The sequence below is a fragment of the Luteibacter anthropi genome, assembly GCF_011759365.1.
Lineage (GTDB): Bacteria > Pseudomonadota > Gammaproteobacteria > Xanthomonadales > Rhodanobacteraceae > Luteibacter > Luteibacter anthropi.
Window position 1 is genome coordinate 214,306 of record NZ_JAARLZ010000006.1, and the last position, 18,821, is coordinate 233,126.

Below are 18,821 nucleotides of genomic sequence, written 5' to 3' on the forward strand. Positions count from 1 at the left end.
GTCAAGATAGGCCATGGCTAGAAAACCGAACCCCCAGCGTCGCGAGGACTCCCTCTCCCGTGAACGCATCATCGACGCCGCGATCGAGCTGCTGGATGCCAGCGGCGAGGCCGGGCTGACCTTCCGGGCACTCGCCGAGCGGCTGGCAACGGGGCCGGGCGCGATCTACTGGCACGTTGCCGACAAGAGTGACCTGCTGACGGCGGCCTGCGATGCCCTCATGGCCCGTACGCTGGAAGGCATCGCCAGCGAGGCTGCACCCGATGCCACGATCCGTGCGGTGGCCCTGGGCGTCTTCGACGCCATCGCGGCGCATCCGTGGATCGGTTCGGCGCTGACGATGGCGCCCGGCCAGTCGCCGGGTGTGCGCATCCTCGAACGCCTGGGCCAGTCGGTATGTGCGCTGGGTGTGCCTGAGGCCGAGCAGTGGTCGACGGTCTCCGTCTTGCTCAGTTACATCCTCGGCGTCGGTAGCCAGCATGCGACCAATATGTATCTGGCGCGCGCGCAGAGCATGAATCGTGCGAGCCTGCTGGCCGACGTTGCGAAAGCGTGGTCGGAACTGGATGCGGACGACTATCCGTTCACGCGCGGCATCGCCACGCGCATGAGTGCGCACGACGACCGCGAGGATTTCCTTGCCGGCGTGAACCTCATCCTCGGAGGAATCGGCGGGGCATCATCCGGTTGATGTCACGCAGGTGATCAGTGTGGCGCGGAAGCTGCGCGCTCGTCCGCCAGCTCGATCTGTTTTGCGACGGCACGTGCCACGTTCGAGTCAGGGTCCAGCAGCGGTTGTAGTTTTTTCCATGTGGCGGACGCCTCCGCGAAGCGCTCTTGCTGGAAGTCGCTGATGCCGAGCAGCCACAGGGCGCGCTGGTTCTGTGGATCGAGGGCCAGCGCGGATTCGAGCAGTTCGCGCGAGCGGCCGTCGAGGCGATGATCGTCGCGCACCAGTGAATCGGCTTCGGCCCAGCCGATCATGGCGGTGGCGTTCTTCGCATCGGCCTTGAGTGCGCCGTCAAAGGCATCGCGCGCATCCGCGGGCCGCTTCAGCATCGCATAGGCCTGGCCGAGCATCACCCAGGCGGTGACGTCGTCGGGGTGTGCCTTCACCTGGTCGCGCAGGCCGGCGATGGCCTGGTCCACGGTCAGTTCCTTCGCCGGTTCGACACCGGCGAGCGTCTGCGGATTGCCGACCAGTGCATAGATGCCCACGCTGGCAGCCGGTAGTGCGATGGCGACGACGACCGCGATGACGAACGGCCCGCGCGGACGTCCTTGCCTGCGTCCATGACGCACGAGCGGAACCAGCAGCAGGGCGAGGGCGGCGGCGAGCATCGCCGCGGCGATCAGGTAGAACGCAAGGGTCACCAGTCGTCCCCGTTGTCAGATGGTGCGATGACGGCGCTGGTCTGCTGACGGGCGCGACGACGCACTTGCACGAAGACCACGCCGCCACCGATGGCAAGCAGTACCAGCGGGCCGAACCAGAGCAGCCATGTGGATGGGCGCACGGGTGGCTTGTAGAGCACGAAGTCGGAGTAGCGGTCGACGAGGTAGGCCTTGATCTCGTTGTCGCTCTTGCCGGCCTGCATCATTTCGAAGATCTGCCGGCGCAGGTCGTGTGCGATGGGCGCGTTGGAGTCGGCCAGGGTTTCGTTCTGGCACATGGGGCAGCGCAGTTCGGTGCTGAGTTTCTGGAAGCGCAGCTCTTCGGCGTGGTCGCGGAAGGGGAGCGGCTGGATGGCCTGGGCCAGGGACAGGGCGGGCCACAGGGCGAGCAGAAAGACCAGCGCGAGTAACGGTCGCGCGCAAGGCGCGCTCCTGCCCAAGCCGCCATGTCGCAAGGGTCGCGCGCAAATGCGACGAGTCCCCTGTAGGAGCGCGCCTCGCGCGCGACCGGATATCCCGGCACGCCTCACGACCGCTCCCTCGCCAGCGCCGCCAGTGCAGGCCGGATCTCCCCCTCGATCACCTCAGGCGTGATCGGCCCCACGTGCTTGTACCGGATCACGCCGCGCCCATCGATGAGAAAGGTTTCCGGTGCGCCATACACGCCAAAATCGATGCCGGCACGACCATCGCGATCAGCGACGATCGTGTCGAACGGATTGCCATGCTGGGCAAGCCACGCGGTGGCTTCCGCCGGATCGTCCTTGTAATTGAATCCGATCAACGGCAATCCAAGCTGCCGCATGCTACCCAGCAGCTGCGGATGTTCATGCACGCACTCGATGCACCAGCTGGCAAAGACATTCACGAAATACGGCTTGCCCAGCAGCGATGCCTTGTCCACGCTACGCCCGGGCTCACCGAGCACGGGCAGCACGAATGCAGGTGCCGGCTTGTCGATCAGCGGCGAGACGATCTCGCGCTGGTCGTGCTGCGTGTTCCACCAGATACCGAAGCCGAAAAGAGCCACCAGCACGAGAAAGCCGATCAGGGGCAGCAGGCGACTCATGCCACGCTCTCCACCACAGGCGCCGCTGCAGGTGCCTTCTTCGCACGGAAACGGCGCTCCGCCGCCGCCAGAAAGCCGCCGGCCATCATGAACAGGCCGCCCAGCCAGATCCAGCGTACGAAGGGCTTGTGATAAAGCCGCACGGCCCAGGCCGCTTCGGGATGGGCCGCATCCATCGGTTCGCCCAGCGCGACGTAGATATCGCGCAGCAGGCCCGGATCAATGGACGATTCACTCTGCACCTGGCCGCGCGAATAGGTGCGTTTCTGCGGATGCAGGGTGGCGATGGTGTTGCCGTCGCGCATCACGGTGACCACGCCTTCATCGGCCTGCCAGTTCGGGCCTTCGGTTTCGCGTACGCCTTCGAAGCGGAACTGGAAGCGGCCCACGGTTTCGGTCTGTCCCGGTGCGAGGCGCACGTCGCGCTCGGTGCTGAGCGACTCGGACAACATCACGCCGATCAGGAAGATCGCCACGCCCGCATGAGCCACGAGCATACCGGCCATTTCCGCCGGGTAGCGGCGGCCCGCCGGCATCTCGCGCCAGCGCTTGATCACGTACGACAGCGTGCCCGCACCCACCCATACCGCACCGGCTACACCGGCAACGGCACGCAGCTTGCCGTCGGCAAACCACGCGGCCGCAAGGGCACAGATCACGGCGGCGATGCCGGCACGCAAGGCCATGGTCGTCAACTGGCGACCTTCGGCATGGCCCCAGCGCAGGTAGGGGCCGAACGGCAGCAGCAACACGGCAGGCGCCATGAGCAGCACGAAGAGAAAACCGAAGTAGGGCGGCCCTACCGAGACGCGGCCAAGGTTGAATGCATCGCCGATCAGCGGAAACAGCGTGCCCAGCAGCACCATTGCCGCTGCCGTGGTGAACAGCAGGTTGGCGACCATGATGCCGGTCTCGCGCGAAAGTGCGGAGAATGGCTTGCCATTGGCCACCTTCGGCGCGCGGATCGCATACAGCAACAGCGAACCGCCGATGACCACGATGAGGAAGCCAAGGATGTAGAGGCCGCGGCGCGGATCGGATGCGAAAGCATGCACCGAGGTGAGCACACCCGAACGCACGAGAAAGGTGCCCAGCAGCGACAGCGAGAAGGCGAACAGCGACAGCAGCACCGTCCACGCCGGCAGCGAACCGCGTTTCTCCGTGACAGCCTGGGCATGGATCAGGGCCACGCCCACCAGCCACGGCATGAACGAGGCGTTTTCCACCGGATCCCAGAACCACCAGCCGCCCCAGCCCAGCTCCGCATACGCCCACCAGCTACCGGCGACGATGCCCATGGTGAGGAAGGCCCAGGCGACATTCGTCCACGGACGTGCCCAGCGCACCCAGGCCTGCTCCATCTCGCCACCCAGCAGCGCGGCGATGGAGAAGGCGAAGGCCACCGAGAAACCCACGTAGCCCATGTAGAGCACGGGCGGGTGGAAGGTCATGCCCGGGTCCTGCAACACGGGGTTGAGGTCGCCGCCGTCGGCCGGCATCGGCAGCTCGCGCAGGAAGGGGTTGGAGGTGAACAGGATGAAGGCGAGAAAGCCCACGCCGATCAGGCCCAGCACGCCGAGCACGCGGGAAACGAAGGCATCGGGCAGGTGCCGGCTGAAGGCGGCCAGTGCCAGCGACCAGATGTTGAGGATGAACACCCACAGCAGCATCGAGCCTTCGTGCGCACCCCAGACGGCGGTGATCCGGTAGTACCAGGGCAGCGCGAGGTTGGAGTTGTCGGCGACGTAGGCCACCGAGAAATCGAACGCCAGGAAGGCGTGGATGAGGATCGCCATCGCGGCGAAAACGAACACGGCCTGTCCTGCGGCGGCGGGGCGTGCCACGGCCATCAGCGCGCCATTGCCACGCCAGGCGCCGATGATGGGCAGGATGCCCTGCGCGAGCGCCAGCAGCAGCGCCAGGACCAGCGCGAACTGGCCGAGTTCGGGGATCATTTCTTCGCGTCCTTGTCGGCCGGCGCATCGATGTGACGCTTGTCGTGCGCCTTGGCCATGGCGTCCTTCAGTTCCTTGGGCATGTAGTTCTCGTCGTGCTTGGCGAGTACTTCGCTGGCGATGAAGCGGCCGTCGGCCATGCGGCCGGTGGCGATCACGGACTGGTTGTCGCGGAACAGGTCGGGAAGGATGCCGGTGTATTCCACGGGCATGGCGCCGGCATCGTCCACGACGATGAAGCTCACCTTGAGGGTGTCGCCGGCCCTCTGGATGGAGCCGGCCTTCACCATGCCGCCGAGGCGGAAGGTGGGGTACTGCGTGGCCTGGCCTTCCTGTACCTGGCTCGGGGTAAACAGGTAGTTCATGTTCCGCTGCAATGCGAACACGGTGAGGCTCACCGCCACGGTGGTGGCGGCGACGATGGAGATGACGATGGACAGACGGCGCTTACGGGTGGGATTCATTGCTTGAAGGGGTTCCGGGCCGGCGGCGGTTTTCCTGGCGCACGAGCCGCGCGCGGAGATCGCGCAGGTTGCGGCGGCGCCGGGCGACGGGCGCCAGCGAATCGATCAGGAGGACGATGAAGAAGACCGCGAAGGCGGTCCATACGTAGAAGCCGTAGGCCCCCATGGCCAGCGAACCGCTCATGCGCGCTCCTGTGTACCGAGGGCGAGGTCGCGCACCCAGCCCTTGCCGCTCTCGGCGGCAAGCAGGTCGGCGCGGACGCGGGCGAAGAGGCTGGCCACGTAGTAGCACTTCGTGGCGAGCATCATGGTGAGCAACGGCCAGACCATGCTCGCATCCATGTGCGACGGACCGAGCAGGCGGATGGTGGCGCCCTGGTGGAGGGTGTTCCACCAGTTCACCGAGAAATGCACGATGGGCACGTTGACCGCGCCGATCAATACCAGGAACGACGCTGCACGGGCGCCCTGGCGGCGGTCTTCGAAGGCGTGGTAAAGGCCGACGATGCCGAGGTAGATAAACAGCAGCACCAGCTCGGAGGTGAGCCGGGCATCCCAGGTCCACCAGGTGCCCCACATGGGCTTGCCCCAGAGCGATCCGGTGACCAGGGTGATGAGGGTGAAGGCGGCGCCGATGGGGGCTGACTCCATGGCCACCGTTTCAGCGAGCTTTACCCGCCAGACAAGACCGACGAAGGCGGCCACGGCCATGGCGCCGTAGATGAACAGACTCATCCAGGCACTGGGCACGTGGATGAAGATGATCCGATAGGCATCGCCCTGCTGGTAGTCGGCAGGCGCAACGAACAGCCCGCCGTAAAGCGCCACGGCGCCCAGGATAAGTGCAAGGCCGAGGGCCCACGGGCGCACGGCACCCGCGAAGCGGTAGAACACCGGGGGCGAACCGAGCCGGTGCAGCCATAGCGGAACCCAGTTAGCCATTGGCCCTCGTCATTGTTCGTACCTTCACGGTAAGTGCCTCCCGGGCCCGTGTGGGTTTAAATCATGTGTCCATCGCGATGCGCAATGCCGCAGCACACGCGAGCGGACCGAGGACCACAGCCATTGCCAGTCCGGCACCGAGCCACGCCATCGGCGCGACCCAGGGCAGGCCTTGTTGTGCGGCGGATACCGCCCCCGCGGCGAATATCACCACCGGCACGCACAAAGGCAACAGCATGAGCGCCAGAAGCATACCAGAGCGCCGCGCACCGCCTGCCAGCGCCACCAGCACGGCACCGAGCAGGCTGAGCAGAGGTGTGCACAGCAGTAGCGCCAGTACCAGCACGGGCAGCGCGCTTGCCGGAAAGTGCAGCATCGACGCGAGCATGGGTGCGACGACGATCAACGGCAGACAGGCGGTGAGCCAGTGCGCGAGGATCTTCATGCCCACCAGCAGGGCCAGCGGCTGGGGGGCGAGCATCAGCTGTTCCATCGAGCCGTCCTCGATGTCGCCACGGAAGAGTCCGTCGAGCGAGAGCAGGATCGACAGCAGCACGGTGACGAACACCACACCCGATGCGATACGTGCGAGCAGGGCCGGTTCGGGGCCGATGGCGAAGGGAAACAGGGTGCCGACGATCAGGGCGTAGAGCACCGGCATGGCGATGTCGCCCCGGCGACGCCAGGCGAGCATCAGGTCGCGGCGCAACAGGGCGGCGCAGGCGGAGGACGTGCTGCCTGGGCTCACGCGTGCAACCGGATGCGACGCAGGGCGTCGCCCGCGAAAGTCACGGCGCCGTGGCTGGTCACCAGGGCCGCGCCGCCCCGCGAGGCATGCAGCGCGAGCAGGCGGTTGACCAGGGCGATGCCTTCGCGGTCGAGGTTGGCGTAGGGCTCGTCGAGTAGCCAGACGCGGGCGGGCAGGAGCAGCAGGCGCGCGAGCGCGGCGCGTTTCTTCTGGCCGGCGGAAAGACGGCGCACCGGTTCGTCCTCGTAGCCGGCGAGACCCACCTCGGCCAGTGCGGAGGTGGGCGTCGTATCGCTGCGACGACCGTAGAGGGCCATGGCGAGGTCGAGGTTTTCGCGGGCGGAGAGATCGGCCTTGAGACCAAGGTGGTGGCCCAGGAAAACCAGGCTGCCAGCATCCCCCGCCACGTGCAGCTCACCTTCGCTGGCATGCAGCAGGCCGGTAAGCACGCGCATCAAGGTGGTCTTGCCGCTGCCGTTGTCACCTTCGACAAGGGCGATCTCGCCCGCATGCAGCGCGAAGTCGAGCGGCCCGAACACGGGCTCGTCCTGGCGGAGAAAGCCAAGGGCGCGGGCTTCGAGCAGGGGAGCATCGACAAGAGTCATCCGCCGATTGTTGCGGCACCCGCGCGGTAATGTCCATGCCACGGTCTCCCCTTGTAGGAGCGCGCCTCGCGCGCGACCGGGGCCGCCGCTCCGTAACAGGTCGCGCGCAGGCGCGCTCCTACAGGGGCAACGGAACCGGTGTGCCTCACACTTGTAGGAGCGCGCCTCGCGCGCGACCGGGGGTGCCGCTCCGTAACAGGTCGCGCGCAGGCGCGCTCCTACAGGAGCAACGGAACCGGCGTGCCTCACACTTGTAGGAGCGCGCCTCGCGCGCGACCGGGGGTGCCGCTCCGTAACAGGTCGCGCGCAGGCGCGCTCCTACAGGAGCAACGGAACCGGTGTGCCTCACACTTGTAGGAGCGCGCCTCGCGCGCGACCGGAATCGCGACTCCGTAGCTGTCGCGCGCAGGCGCGCTCCTACGGGAGCGGGGGGAGGGTGGCTTCCAGGGTGCGTACCGCTGCGTCGATATCGACGCTCGCCACGCTGTCATGCCCGCGCAGCAACTGCTCCACCAGCACGTCCTGTGCCTTGCCGCGCTCCAGCGCGTAGGCATACGGCAGGTGGGTGAAGGTGACCATGCGGTAGCGCGGCATGTAATGGCTTGGCGAGCGTTGCGCCAGCAGGGTGCCGAGTTCGCGCATGCGCAGGAAGCGCGGGTCGGCCACCTTGTCGCGCATCTCGATGTAGTTCTCCAGCGCCATCTGTGCGATGGCATCGGCATTCGGCTTGCGCCGCGCCTCGAATTCGGCGAACACCGCCGTGCTATCGTCCGGATTCGCGGCGAACAGTTCGGCCAGTTCGGCGGCATCCTCGAAACCACAGTTCATGCCCTGCCCGTGGAAGGGCACGATGGCATGTGCCGCGTCACCGATCAGCAGTGCGCGACCGCCGATGTGCCAGCGATCCAGATAGAGCGTGGCGAGGGTACCCACCGGATGTGCAGACCAGTCGGCGGCGAACTCGGGCATGAGGGCGAGCGCGTCGGGGAATTCGGTACGGAAGAACGCCTCGGCGGCACCGGCACCCGCGATGCTGCGGAAGCTCGGATGCTCGCCGTCGTTAGGCAGGAACAGCGTGACGGTGAAGCTGCCTTCGCGATTGGGCAGGGCAATGCACATGTAGTGACCGCGGGGCCAGATGTGCAGTGCATTGCGCTCGATGGCGAACGGCGTGGCCGGGTCCTTGCCCGGCGGGATCTCCAGCTCTTTGTAGCCGTGACCCAGTTCTTCCACGCGCTCGCCCAGTGGCGAATGCCGGTGCATGGCTGCACGCAACGCGGAACCGGCGCCATCGGCGCCGATGATCACGGGGGCCTCGACGGTGCGTTCGTTGCCTGCGTCGTCGCGCAGGGTAAGCGTACCGGCGTCGAGGTCGGCGGCAGCCAGACCCTGATCGAAGTGGATCGTGGCGCCCGCCGCTTCGGCGGCATCGAGCATCAGCGTATTGAGCCCGCCCCGGGATACCGACCAGATCACCTCGGTATCGTCCACGCCGTAGCGTTGCAGGCCGCTGTGACCGGCCGGGTCATGCACCATCCGGCCGCGCATCATCACGGCCTGGGCCAGCACCTGATCGGCAAGGCCCGTAGCCCGCAAGGCATGCAGGCCGCGTTCGGCAAGGGCGAGGTTGATCGAGCGGCCACCCTGGAAGCCCGCGCGACGCGGATCGGGGCGCTTCTCGTAGACAGTGACGCGAAAACCGCCTTGGGTGAGCAGGGTGGCGACCAGGGCGCCAACCAGGCCGGCGCCGACCACGGCGATGTCGTTACGGGGCATGGGCTGCCTTGTCCGGGACGCGATATTGCGGGGCAGCGCATCGTGCGCCGCAGCGCCGCCGGGAGCAAGTGCTCGCGGCGGCGTGACAGGTCAGCTGGGCTTCTTGCCCGTGCGTGTGGTGGTCGGAGCCGGGCGGACGGGCTCGCTCGGACGGCCGGTGGCGGCGTCCAGGAAACCACGCTGCATCGACTTCCAGACGTCGAGGTTGCGCTCGGTCATCTCGTTGAGCATGGACCAGGGCGTCTGGCCCATCAGGTTGTTGAGCTGGTTGCGGAACTGCTGCTGCTGGTCGAGGAAGACCTGCAGGCTGCGTTCCAGGTAAGGGCCCATGAAGCCCTGCAGCGAGTCGCCGTAGAACCGGATGATGTGCGAGAGCAGCTGCGAGGAGAGCATCGGCTGGCCGTGCTCCTCGTGCTCCGCGATGATCTGCAGCAAGACCGAACGGGTGAGGTCCTCGCCCGACTTGGCGTCGCGGACTTCGAAAGTTTCCCCGTCGAGGACCAGCTGGCGTACCTCCTCCAGCGTGATGTAGCTCGAGATTTCCGTGTCATAGAGACGACGGTTCGGATACTTCTTAATGATGCGCAGGGTTTGTGCCATGCGGCGAAAAGTAACACGAGGTATTGCGACGCACCAGTTACGGCAAGTCATGGTATTGCCTTGCCGTTTTCACAAACCACATTTAGATCGATTCAATTAATGCCGATTTAATGTGCGGCAGCACCACCGGCGTTGCCGAACGGCGGCTTGGCCAGCCAGAGCACCGGAATCAGCAGCAGGAACAGGATCGCGCAGCCCCAGAAGACGTCGTTCACCGCCAGGGTCAGCGCCTCGCGGTTGAGCACCTGGTCGACCACCGCCAGCGAGGGCTTGCCCTGGATGCCGATGGTGGACAGCCGCTGCGTGTATGCCGTGGCGGCGGGCGACGCCTGGGTGACGTACTCGGTGAGCGAGGCATGGTGGAACTCGCCCCGGTGCTGCCACAGCGTCACGGTGATGGCCGTGGAGACGCTCGATGCCAGCGTGCGGCAGAAGTTGGCCAGGCCCGACGCGCCTGCGATCTGGTCCGGGTTGAGGCCCGACAGGAAGATCTGGTTGAGCGGAATGAAGAAGCAGGCGATGGCGATGCCCATGATGAAGCGGGGCAGCACGAGCGACGCGTACGAGGCGCCGCTGTTGAAGCCGGCGAACCAGAACGAGGTGAAGGCGAACACCAGAAAGGCGAACGTCACCACGGCACGCAGTTCCAGACGCTGGATGTTGCGGCCGATGATCGGTGAGACGAGGAAGGCGAGGATGCCCACCGGTGCCGTCGCGAGGCCGGCCCAGATGGCGGTATAGCCCAGCGTGGTCTGCAACCACAGCGGGAACACCACGTTGATGCCGAAGAAGGCGAGCATGCCCAGCGACAGTGCGGTGACGCCCACCGCGAAGTTGCGCCGGGCAAACAGCGACAGGTCTACCACCGGATGCTTCGCCGTAAGCTCCCAGATCACCAGGAACACCAGCGCCACCAGGGCGATCAGGCCCAGGGTGAGGATCATCGGCGAGGCGAACCAGTCGTGGTCGTTGCCGTTGTCCAGCATGAACTGCAACGAACCCACGCCGACCACGAGCAGCAGCAGGCCCACGGAGTCGATCGGCGCGCGCACCGTCTTGGTTTCGCGATGACGCAGGATCGACCAGGTGACGAAGCCCGCCGCCGCACCCACCGGCACGTTGATGTAGAAGATCCACGGCCAGGAGAAGTTGTCGGTGAGGTAGCCGCCCAGGATGGGGCCGAAGATCGGCGCCACCACCACGGTCATCGCCCACATGGCCAGGGCCATGCCTTGTTTTGTCTTCGGGTAGCTTGCCAGCAGCAGCGAAAGCGACAGCGCCACCATCGGGCCCGAGCCCGCACCCTGCAACAGGCGGAAGATCACCAGCATCGGCATGCTGGTGGCCAGGCCGCACAGCATGGAAAACACGACGAACAGGGCCACGGAGAAGCAGAAGGTCTTCACCTCGCCGAAGCGCCGCGCCAGCCAGCCCGTGAGCGGCTGCATGATGGCGCTGGCGAGCGCGTAGGAGCTGATCGCCCAGGTGCCTTCGCTGGAGCTCACGCCGAGGCTGCCCGCGATGTGCGGCACCGCGACGTTGACGATCGTCATGTCGAGGATCTCCATGAAGGTGGAGAACGCGACGGCAATCGTCAGCAGGACCAGCGGGCCGCCCTGCAGCGGCTTGGGCCCGGCTGGCGCGGGCATGGCGGCGGCGTCGCTCAAGGCACGTTCGTCCCTAGGTTGTCACGCACGATGGCGTCGGCGGCGGCATCGGCCTTGGCGGCCACGTCGTCGTATACGTTGGTCTGCGCGACCGGCTTGTCGCTGGGCGACTTCGCCAGCACGTCGCCCTTGTCGTCGGTGATGTTCACCGTCACTGCCGTGGACAGGCCGATGCGCAGCGGATGTTTGTCGAGGTCGTTCGGGTCCAGCGCGATGCGCACGGGCACGCGCTGTACCACCTTGATCCAGTTGCCCGTGGCGTTCTGCGCGGGCAGCAGCGAGAACGCGCTGCCGGTGCCGGCGCCCAGGCCGATCACCTTGCCGTGGTATTCCACGCCACCGCCGTAGATGTCCGCCTCGATCTTCGCCGGCTGGCCGATGCGTACATGACGCAGCTGGCTTTCCTTGAAGTTGGCGTCCACCCAGAGGTCGTGCAGGGGCACGACGGTCATCAGCTGCTGGCCGGGCTGCACACTGTTGCCCACCTGCACGCTGCGCTGGGCGACGTAGCCATCGATGGGCGCGAGGATGGCGTTGCGCTGCGAGGCGATCCAGGCCTGGCGGAAGCTGGCGCGCGCCTGGAGCACGGACGGGTTGTTCTCGATGTCGCTGCCATCGACCAGGGCACGGGCCGCATCGGCCTGGCGCTGGGCGGATTCCAGTGCGGATTGTGCGCTGTCCACCGCGTCGCGGGCGTGCTGCACTTCTTCGGGCGCCACGGCCTTCTCGGCGAGCAGCGGCAGGCGGCGCTTGAGGTCGTCCTGTGCGCGCTTCAGGTCGAGGCGGCGTGCGGCGAGCCCGGCATCCGCGCTGGCGGAGGACTGGGTCTGCTGGCGCACCTGGCGGACGGCTTCGGCGAGCGAGCTGCTGGCCTTGCGCAGGCTTACGTCCGCGTCGGTGGGGTCGAGGCGCACGAGCACCTGGCCCGCGTTCACCCGCTGCGTATCGTCGGCGTATACGCCGATGACGATGCCGGGCACCTGGGCGGAGATGCCCACCTGGTTGCCGCCCACATAGGCGTTGTCGGTGGTCTCGCGGGTAGAGAACACGAACAGCCACAGAAGGAACCATGCCAGCGCCGCCAGCACGAGGACGATCAGGGCGATGAGCAGGGCGCGCGTCCGCTTGCGCTTGTCCTTCGGCGCATTGCCGCTTTCCTGTGGCGCTTGCGGCGTATCGGTCGTGGTGGCGCTCATGGGCTCTGGGCTCCGTCGGTGCTGGGCGTGGAAGGGTTGGAAGAAGAAGTGGTGGATTCGGCGCGGTAGCCGCCGCCGAGTGACTTGATCAGCGCGACATCGGTGGAGAGTGCCTGGCCGTGCAGGTCGACGGCGGCGTCCTGCTGTTGCAGGGCGCTGGCTTCGGTTTCCAGGGACTCGCGGTCGTCGCGCACGCCACGCCTGGCGCGGGCCTGCGCGCTGGCAAGCAGGCGGTCGGTGGCGTCCACCTGGTCGGCTTGCTGCTGCCGGCGGCCAGCCAGCTGTTCGGCGCTGAGTGCCTGCGTGGCGACATCGCGTGCGGCGGAAACGACGGTGGTGTTGTACTGCGCCACGGCGGCGTCGAGCTGTGCGCGACTCACGCCATGCGCGGCTTCCAGTGCGCCCCCTTCGAAGATCGGCAGGTTGATGGCGGGCGTCAGCGAGAATACGCGGCTGCTGCCGGAGAACACCTTGTCCATGTCGATGCTGGACAGGCCGGCCATCGCCTTGAGGCTCACGTCAGGGAAGAACTGCGCGCGCGCCGCATCAGTGTTGCGCAGGGCGGCTTCGACCTGCCAGCGGCTGGCCGCGATATCCGGACGGCGCGCCATCAGGTTGCTGCCGATGTCACTGGGCAGGCCGGGGGCAACGTCCGGCAATGCGCGTGGCTCAAGCGGGGGAAGCTGGGAGGGCGACACGCCGACCAGGGTGGCGAGCGAGGCGCGACGAATATCGGCGGAGCCCTGCAAGGCCACCTTCTGCTGGCGGGCGCCGGCCAACTGGGCGCGGGTCTGTTGCACGGTGTCGGGTACATCGACGCCTTGCTTCACCCGCAGTTCGGCAATGCGCAGGGCACGTTCGCGGGCGGCGATGAGTTTGTCGGCCAGGGCTACGCGGGCCTCGTCGGCCAGCCAGCCGAAATAGGTGTCGGCCACTACGGACTGGATCGAAAGCGAAGCGGCCGAACGCTCCGCTTCGGCAGCGCGAGCGCTGTCGATGGCGCCTTCGATGGCGTAGCGCTTCTTGCCCCACCAGTCGAAGTCGTAGCTCACCTGGATGCCGAGGTCGGCCTGGTTGTACCAGGTGAAGCCGAGGAACTTCGCCGGAATGAGGCCGTGTTCGCTCATGCGCTGGCGCTCGACCTGTGCACTGCCGTTCACGCGCAGGCCGGCCTGCGCGGCGGCGACGCGAATGTTCTGCTGGGCACTGTCGACGCGCGTTTTCGCCTGGGCGAGATCGGGCGCGCCGCGCAGTGCCATGTCGATGAGCGTGTCGAGCTGCGGATCGCCATAGGCTTTCCACCACTGGGCGTCAGGCCAGCCGGGACGGTTGCTGGTGCTGAGGCCTGCGAGCGGAACGTCAGCCCGCAGGGCGGGCCGGTCGATCTTTGCGGGCACGTGGCAGGCCGCGAGCGACAGGGCGACGACGCCAGCCAGCAGGGTGGGGCGCAGGAGGGAGGGGATCATGGTGATTCCGCAGTGTCGATATGCAGGGCGAGCTTCTTGAGCAGGCGCTCGAAGGTTTTCCGCTCGGTGGTACTGAAACAGGCGAATTTCTCGATCAACGCGGGAAACATGGGCGGCAGCAGCGTGCGTACGAAGTGGCTGCCTTCCGGGGTGATCTTCAGCATCACCTGGCGGCGGTCATGCACCGCGTGCGAGCGGGTGATGAAGCCGCGCTTGGCCAGCAGGTTGGTGATCCGCGTCATGTTGGTGGGCTTCTGCTCCGCCAGGGAGCACAGCTCGCTGGGCGTGGAACTGCCGTCCACCGACGAGTACAGGATGATGAGCGTGCGGAAGTCGCTGTCGTTCATGTCGAAGGGCTTCAGTTTCGCTTCGACGTCGCGCTGCAAGGCCTCACCCGTGAGCAGGAGCAGGCGGATAAGCAGGACTTCGCATTTGGGCACGCCGGGGATGGTCCCGGCGACCCGTTCGACACCCTCGTACAGGGCATCGACACAGGGCTTCAGGCTGGACATTACGCTGGCTAATAGTTCGCTGGTGAAGTATTAGGCTAGCAAGGGCTGGAAGAGGCGGCAAGTGCCCTGCGCCCCCCCCCCTGTAGGAGCGCGCCTTGCGCGCGACCGGTTTTCGCGAATATATCCATCGTTTCGATTGAACCGGTCGCGCGCAAGGCGCGCTCCTACAACGCAACGCAACCAGGGGGATCAGTTCAGGCCGAACAATGCCTCGGCATTTTTCGTCGTGGCGGCGGCGATGTCTGCCACCGTCGCATCACGCAACGAAGCCACGGTGTCGAGGACATCGATCATGAAAGCCGGCTCATTACGTTCGCCGCGCCGATGCATGCAAGGCTGGTCTGGCGCATCGGTTTCCAGTAGCAGCCACTCCAGCGGCATCGACGACACGACACGATGAATGCGGTTGGCGCGATCGTAAGTCACGGGGCCACCGATGCCGATATGAAAACCCATGCCGAACAACTGACGCGCCTGCTCTTCGCTGCCCGAGAAGCTGTGAATCACACCGCGAAGGCCGCCGATGCGGCGTAAGGTGTGGATGGTTTCCTCGAACGCGCGGCGCGCATGCACGATCACGGGCAGGTCGTGTTCCTTCGCGATGTGCAACTGTTTTTCGAACAGTTCCCGCTGGCGCTGTGGATCGAGCCCTTCCACGTAGAAATCGAGCCCGATCTCACCCACGGCTACCGCGCCCTTGCTGTCCAGCCAGGCCGGAAGCTCATCCAGATGCTCGTCGCGATGTCCTTGCAGGAACAGGGGATGCAGTCCGTAAGCGGGATAGACGCCTTCACGCGTCCTGAACAAATGCTCGACCGCCGCCCAGTTTCCCCGGTCGATCGCCGGTACGATCCAGCGTCGCACGCCCGCATCGCGCGCCCTTTGAAACATGGCGTCACCGTCGTCGGCGAACGAACTATCGTCGAGGTGGGCATGGGTATCGATCAGGTCGGGCATAGGGGGAGGTGGGAAGCTGAATCGTGAGCGGGGAGTCTAAGGTCTCGTTCAGTTTGACGACTGTCAAATGTGACCGAGGCGACCACCGGGTGATGGGGCTCGAGCGCCATCGGGTCGCAGACCTTTTATCGGAGAGTAGGGTATGAGCAGGTTGAAGATTTCCGTCCTGAACATCGGTTTGGGCGCGGCGCTGGTATTTGGCCTTTCCGCCTGTAATCGCGATGCGAACGCCGACGTGGCCAACGCCCCGGGAAACGCCCCCGGAGCCGCCCCGGCAGCGGCCCCCATCGCTGCACCGCCTCCGCCGCCGGGCCCGAAGTACGCCCGGGTGGTCAGCGTCGACCCGGTCCGCGAGGCGGCTTCCTCGCCGCAGCGCGAATGCCACGACGAAGTGGTGACGCGGCGCGCACCGGTCAAGGATGAGCACCAGATCGCCGGTACGGCCATCGGCGCCGTCGCCGGTGGTCTGCTGGGTAACCAGGTGGGCGGCGGCAAGGGCCGCACGCTGGCCACGGTGGCAGGTGCCATCGGTGGTGGTTATGCCGGCCACGAAATCCAGGAGCGCCGCCAGGAAACCAATACCGTTACCAGCACCGTCCGCAAGTGCAACACGGTGGCTGGCAGCAGCGGTGACCGCATCGTCGCCTACGACGTGCGCTACGAATACAACGGTGTGACCCGCTCGGTCCGCATGGACCACGACCCGGGCGATCGCGTCGAAGTACAGGAAGGCGTCTCGGTCATTTCCGACGCCCGTTGATCGACCCCTTATCCAGGACGTACCCCTATGCACACCATCGTCCAGAAGCTCGGCATCGTGGTCGCCGCGCTTGCCACGCTGTCGCTTACCGCGTGCTATGAGCAGCCACGCAGGGTTTATCGCGAGGAACGCGTCGTCTATTCCGGTCCGCCGCGCGGATGCCAGCAGTGCGGTGTGGTGCAGGACGTGGAGCAGATCTATTCGGATCGCCAGTCGTCGCCGCTGGGTGCCGTGATCGGTGCGGTGGCCGGTGGCGTGCTGGGTAGCACCATCGGCAAGGGTGACGGGCGCACCGCGGCTACCGTGGGTGGCGCCGTCGTCGGTGGCTTTGTCGGCAACCAGGTCGGCAAGAACAACGGCGAGGACGTGGCATTCCGTGTTCGCATCCGTCTTGACGACGGGCGCTCGGCGACGGTAACCCAGCGTAACGATCCGCAGCTGCGTCGCGGCGATTACGTGGAAATCCGTGGCGACCAGGTGTTCCGTCGTTGATCGTATAGACGTCTAGCCGTCTTAAACAAAAGGCCCGCGAAAGCGGGCCTTTTGTTTTTCACTTGATTGACGATGCAAATATCGCAGACAAAAAAAGACCCTCGTCCGAGGGCCCCTTTTCCCGGGAATCTCAAGCTGCCCGCTCAGATTCCTTTTCCCCGCAAGTTGTATCGATCGGTCAGTTCACGGCGTAGAACGCGTGGTCACCGATCTTGCGAACGACTCGCTTGCTCGACCATGCCGGTGCGACGGCGACCGTGGCGAAATGATCCGCCTGCGGTACGTAGACCAGTCGCTCACCCTTCGGCAGGCTCCAGTTGTTGATGGAATCGCCGGCGATCTTCCAGGCCTTTGTCCATGCAACGAGGTCGGTAACTTCGAAATCCTTTGGCGTGGTGGTGATGGCGAACTGGCGAGGCGCGGACACCACCTCGCAGACATTGTTGCCACCCATGCCGCGATCACGGCGGCGAAGGGCGACTTCCGCCACGGCATACTGGCCGATGGTGGGTTCGCTGCGTGCTTCAAGGTACACCGTCGTCGCCAGGCACGTCTGGTCGGAGAGGTGGCTCGGAAGGACGGACGCCATCCAGAGCAAAGCGGAAAGTTTCATGTGTATCTGCCTCCAACGAGCTTTTCCGTCACTTGCGGCCTTGGAAAGAACCTTGGGAGACGTATGAGCGGTAGACGGGCGGGCAGGCCGTTACTACCTGGATCAACCGATTGCATCCGCGGATATGAATTGGGCGGATGGTTCGGGCGTCACACACTGTGACTGTACTGGGCGACTGTCCGGAGTCGCCCGGTATGGGGTGTGCCGAGGCGGGAGCGGCTTCGCAAGGGCGGCGGCTCCGACGGCATACAACGCGATGGCAGGGGCCATGCGTGGCTTGTTCCTCCGGCATTCGCCGGGTCGCGCCAGAACCGTCATCGTCGACGGATCGTCGCGGGTGTAACCATGGAGACACACCATGGCCACGAGAATGGATCGGCGGAGCCTAGTGGCGCATCACGTTTTGTGCAAGTGCGTATGCGGCACGGTTCAGCTTCGGCTCACATGCCATCAGGAATGAGATTTTGCGCTGGTGATCGTGAAATCACGCACGAATCATGCGTCGAACGTGGATATCACGTGAAGTCGTGCCTCGTGCTTTTCAATAGTTTCCGCCTGCGACAATGTGTCGTCGAGTACCACCAACGACAGATGCTTCGATGCGAAATCTTTGCTCATCAGCACGATGCCTGCTTCGCGTCCGTCTACGCGCAGCGACTGTCCTTCCTGAACGGGTTGTTCGCTTTCCACGACGCGCAGGTGTCGCTTGTGGCCACCCAGATAATGCAGGCGTGCTGCGATCTCCTGCCCTGGAAAGCATCCCTTGTTGAACGCGACGGCGTTCAATCGTTCCATGGAAAGTGCCGGTGGCAGCAATGCATTCAACGCATCGTCAGGTAGCCATGCATATCCACGTTCTATATGTCGCGTGAGCCATGCATCGTCGTCATCGCGTGCACCTACATGCAATGACGCATCGCCTTCCCCGAGCACGAGCGTGCCGTCGTCGAGTTCAGTGGCATGCATGTCGTCGAACGCATCGCCATCGGCGATGTGAAGGGGCGTGGATACGGTGAGCTTCACCTTCGAGCGGAAGACGAAGCGGCGCAGGTCGGCAGCCAGGGCTTCGCCATCGCCACCGCGAGGCACCACGATGAAGCGATCGTCTGCGGGGCGGGCAACCTGTAGCAGGGCGCGGACCCGGCCCTTGGGGTCCAGCCACCCGCTCCACTGCCACCGGCCGACACCCAGCGACAGGACATCGCTGCTGAACTGGGCGTTTGCGAAGCCCGGCGCGTCCGCGCCGGCGAGGGTGATGGTGCAAGTGGTACGGCTCGGCATGGGCGGGCGAAATGGCGGGGAGGGGAGTAAGATATACGGTCGCGCCAAGGCCAAGCCAACCCCCTTCAGCAACCTGAAGGTTGTGCTGCGATGGCACAGGTATTACGCTTTTAGGGCTTTATAACCATGTCCGACCATTCCTCCGAGCCCAAAGACGCGAACGATTCTTCTCCGGCGAAGCCGCCCCTGGCGCCGAACGTCCCCACGAACGGCGAGGCAGGGAAGGAGAAAGCGCCATTGGACCCCACGCGTTACGGCGATTGGGAAAAGAACGGACGTTGCATCGACTTCTGATCGGAAGGCGAGGATGGGACGGTTGGGCA

General features: G+C 65.6%; 22 protein-coding genes. 4 read left to right on the forward strand and 18 right to left on the reverse strand.

Features of this window, described 5'->3' with window-relative positions:
* Window positions 1–13: 13 nt before the first annotated feature.
* Entirely contained in the window at window positions 14–691 is a 678-nt protein-coding gene (locus HBF25_RS12940) for a TetR/AcrR family transcriptional regulator (RefSeq protein WP_166949035.1), read from the forward strand.
* Window positions 692–705: 14 nt separating this feature from the next.
* Here the strand turns inward: HBF25_RS12940 and HBF25_RS12945 are convergent, their stop codons facing one another.
* The 16 genes from HBF25_RS12945 to HBF25_RS13020 form a co-directional block, all read right to left on the reverse strand.
* On the reverse strand, window positions 706–1,374 hold the full coding sequence (locus HBF25_RS12945) for a TPR domain-containing protein (RefSeq protein WP_166949037.1): 669 nt from the start codon (window positions 1,372–1,374) through the stop codon (window positions 706–708).
* The gene (locus tag HBF25_RS12950) at window positions 1,371–1,835 is read right to left on the reverse strand and encodes a cytochrome c-type biogenesis protein (protein WP_243853210.1); all 465 of its coding nucleotides are present in this window, start codon (window positions 1,833–1,835) and stop codon (window positions 1,371–1,373) included. The genes HBF25_RS12945 and HBF25_RS12950 overlap by 4 nt, the downstream gene beginning before the upstream one ends.
* A gap of 86 nt (window positions 1,836–1,921) precedes the next feature.
* Window positions 1,922–2,464: a DsbE family thiol:disulfide interchange protein gene (locus tag HBF25_RS12955; RefSeq protein WP_166949039.1), complete on the reverse strand. Its 543-nt coding sequence runs from the start codon at window positions 2,462–2,464 to the stop codon at window positions 1,922–1,924.
* Window positions 2,461–4,419 carry a heme lyase CcmF/NrfE family subunit gene (locus tag HBF25_RS12960; RefSeq protein WP_166949041.1) on the reverse strand — a complete coding sequence of 653 codons (1,959 nt, stop codon included), beginning with the start codon at window positions 4,417–4,419 and terminating at the stop codon, window positions 2,461–2,463. The genes HBF25_RS12955 and HBF25_RS12960 overlap by 4 nt, the downstream gene beginning before the upstream one ends.
* Complete coding sequence (ccmE, locus tag HBF25_RS12965) at window positions 4,416–4,883, reverse strand: cytochrome c maturation protein CcmE (RefSeq protein ID WP_166949043.1); 468 nt, start codon at window positions 4,881–4,883, stop codon at window positions 4,416–4,418. Before ccmE ends, HBF25_RS12960 begins: the two co-directional genes overlap by 4 nt.
* Window positions 4,867–5,067: a heme exporter protein CcmD gene (ccmD, locus tag HBF25_RS12970; RefSeq protein ID WP_166949046.1), complete on the reverse strand. Its 201-nt coding sequence runs from the start codon at window positions 5,065–5,067 to the stop codon at window positions 4,867–4,869. The genes ccmE and ccmD overlap by 17 nt, the downstream gene beginning before the upstream one ends.
* Entirely contained in the window at window positions 5,064–5,825 is a 762-nt protein-coding gene (locus tag HBF25_RS12975; RefSeq protein WP_166949048.1) for a heme ABC transporter permease, read from the reverse strand. Before HBF25_RS12975 ends, ccmD begins: the two co-directional genes overlap by 4 nt.
* A gap of 61 nt (window positions 5,826–5,886) precedes the next feature.
* The gene (gene ccmB, locus HBF25_RS12980) at window positions 5,887–6,573 is read right to left on the reverse strand and encodes a heme exporter protein CcmB (RefSeq protein ID WP_166949050.1); all 687 of its coding nucleotides are present in this window, start codon (window positions 6,571–6,573) and stop codon (window positions 5,887–5,889) included.
* Window positions 6,570–7,178: a heme ABC exporter ATP-binding protein CcmA gene (gene ccmA / locus HBF25_RS12985; RefSeq protein WP_166949052.1), complete on the reverse strand. Its 609-nt coding sequence runs from the start codon at window positions 7,176–7,178 to the stop codon at window positions 6,570–6,572. The genes ccmB and ccmA overlap by 4 nt, the downstream gene beginning before the upstream one ends.
* A gap of 417 nt (window positions 7,179–7,595) precedes the next feature.
* Window positions 7,596–8,954, reverse strand: coding sequence for an FAD-dependent oxidoreductase (locus HBF25_RS12990; RefSeq protein WP_166949054.1), 1,359 nt, complete (start codon window positions 8,952–8,954; stop codon window positions 7,596–7,598).
* 90 nt (window positions 8,955–9,044) lie between these two features.
* Entirely contained in the window at window positions 9,045–9,554 is a 510-nt protein-coding gene (gene phaR / locus HBF25_RS12995; protein WP_166949056.1) for a polyhydroxyalkanoate synthesis repressor PhaR, read from the reverse strand.
* 107 nt (window positions 9,555–9,661) lie between these two features.
* Window positions 9,662–11,203 (reverse strand): DHA2 family efflux MFS transporter permease subunit, encoded by a 1,542-nt coding sequence (locus HBF25_RS13000; RefSeq protein ID WP_166949240.1) that lies wholly within the window; start codon window positions 11,201–11,203, stop codon window positions 9,662–9,664.
* A gap of 14 nt (window positions 11,204–11,217) precedes the next feature.
* The gene (locus HBF25_RS13005) at window positions 11,218–12,417 is read right to left on the reverse strand and encodes an HlyD/EmrA/EmrK family protein (protein WP_166949058.1); all 1,200 of its coding nucleotides are present in this window, start codon (window positions 12,415–12,417) and stop codon (window positions 11,218–11,220) included.
* On the reverse strand, window positions 12,414–13,883 hold the full coding sequence (locus HBF25_RS13010; RefSeq protein WP_166949060.1) for an efflux transporter outer membrane subunit: 1,470 nt from the start codon (window positions 13,881–13,883) through the stop codon (window positions 12,414–12,416). Before HBF25_RS13010 ends, HBF25_RS13005 begins: the two co-directional genes overlap by 4 nt.
* Window positions 13,880–14,395 carry a MarR family winged helix-turn-helix transcriptional regulator gene (locus HBF25_RS13015; RefSeq protein WP_166949062.1) on the reverse strand — a complete coding sequence of 172 codons (516 nt, stop codon included), beginning with the start codon at window positions 14,393–14,395 and terminating at the stop codon, window positions 13,880–13,882. The genes HBF25_RS13010 and HBF25_RS13015 overlap by 4 nt, the downstream gene beginning before the upstream one ends.
* Window positions 14,396–14,584: 189 nt before the next feature.
* A complete protein-coding gene (locus HBF25_RS13020; protein WP_166949064.1) occupies window positions 14,585–15,352 on the reverse strand; it encodes a TatD family hydrolase in 768 nt (255 codons plus the stop codon).
* Between the two features lie 142 nt (window positions 15,353–15,494).
* Here HBF25_RS13020 and HBF25_RS13025 point away from each other — a divergent pair, with 142 nt between their 5' ends.
* Together HBF25_RS13025 and HBF25_RS13030 are read left to right on the forward strand one after the other, a co-directional pair.
* Window positions 15,495–16,112 carry a glycine zipper 2TM domain-containing protein gene (locus tag HBF25_RS13025; protein ID WP_166949065.1) on the forward strand — a complete coding sequence of 206 codons (618 nt, stop codon included), beginning with the start codon at window positions 15,495–15,497 and terminating at the stop codon, window positions 16,110–16,112.
* A gap of 27 nt (window positions 16,113–16,139) precedes the next feature.
* Window positions 16,140–16,604, forward strand: coding sequence for an outer membrane lipoprotein (locus tag HBF25_RS13030; RefSeq protein ID WP_166949066.1), 465 nt, complete (start codon window positions 16,140–16,142; stop codon window positions 16,602–16,604).
* 178 nt (window positions 16,605–16,782) lie between these two features.
* Here the strand turns inward: HBF25_RS13030 and HBF25_RS13035 are convergent, their stop codons facing one another.
* Window positions 16,783–17,217 carry a cell wall hydrolase gene (locus HBF25_RS13035; protein ID WP_166949068.1) on the reverse strand — a complete coding sequence of 145 codons (435 nt, stop codon included), beginning with the start codon at window positions 17,215–17,217 and terminating at the stop codon, window positions 16,783–16,785.
* A 495-nt stretch (window positions 17,218–17,712) separates the two neighbouring features.
* The gene (gene ygfZ / locus HBF25_RS13040) at window positions 17,713–18,498 is read right to left on the reverse strand and encodes a CAF17-like 4Fe-4S cluster assembly/insertion protein YgfZ (protein WP_166949070.1); all 786 of its coding nucleotides are present in this window, start codon (window positions 18,496–18,498) and stop codon (window positions 17,713–17,715) included.
* Between the two features lie 126 nt (window positions 18,499–18,624).
* Between ygfZ and HBF25_RS13045 the strand changes: the two genes are divergently transcribed.
* A complete protein-coding gene (locus HBF25_RS13045; protein WP_166949071.1) occupies window positions 18,625–18,792 on the forward strand; it encodes a DUF1674 domain-containing protein in 168 nt (55 codons plus the stop codon).
* Window positions 18,793–18,821 lie beyond the last annotated feature (29 nt).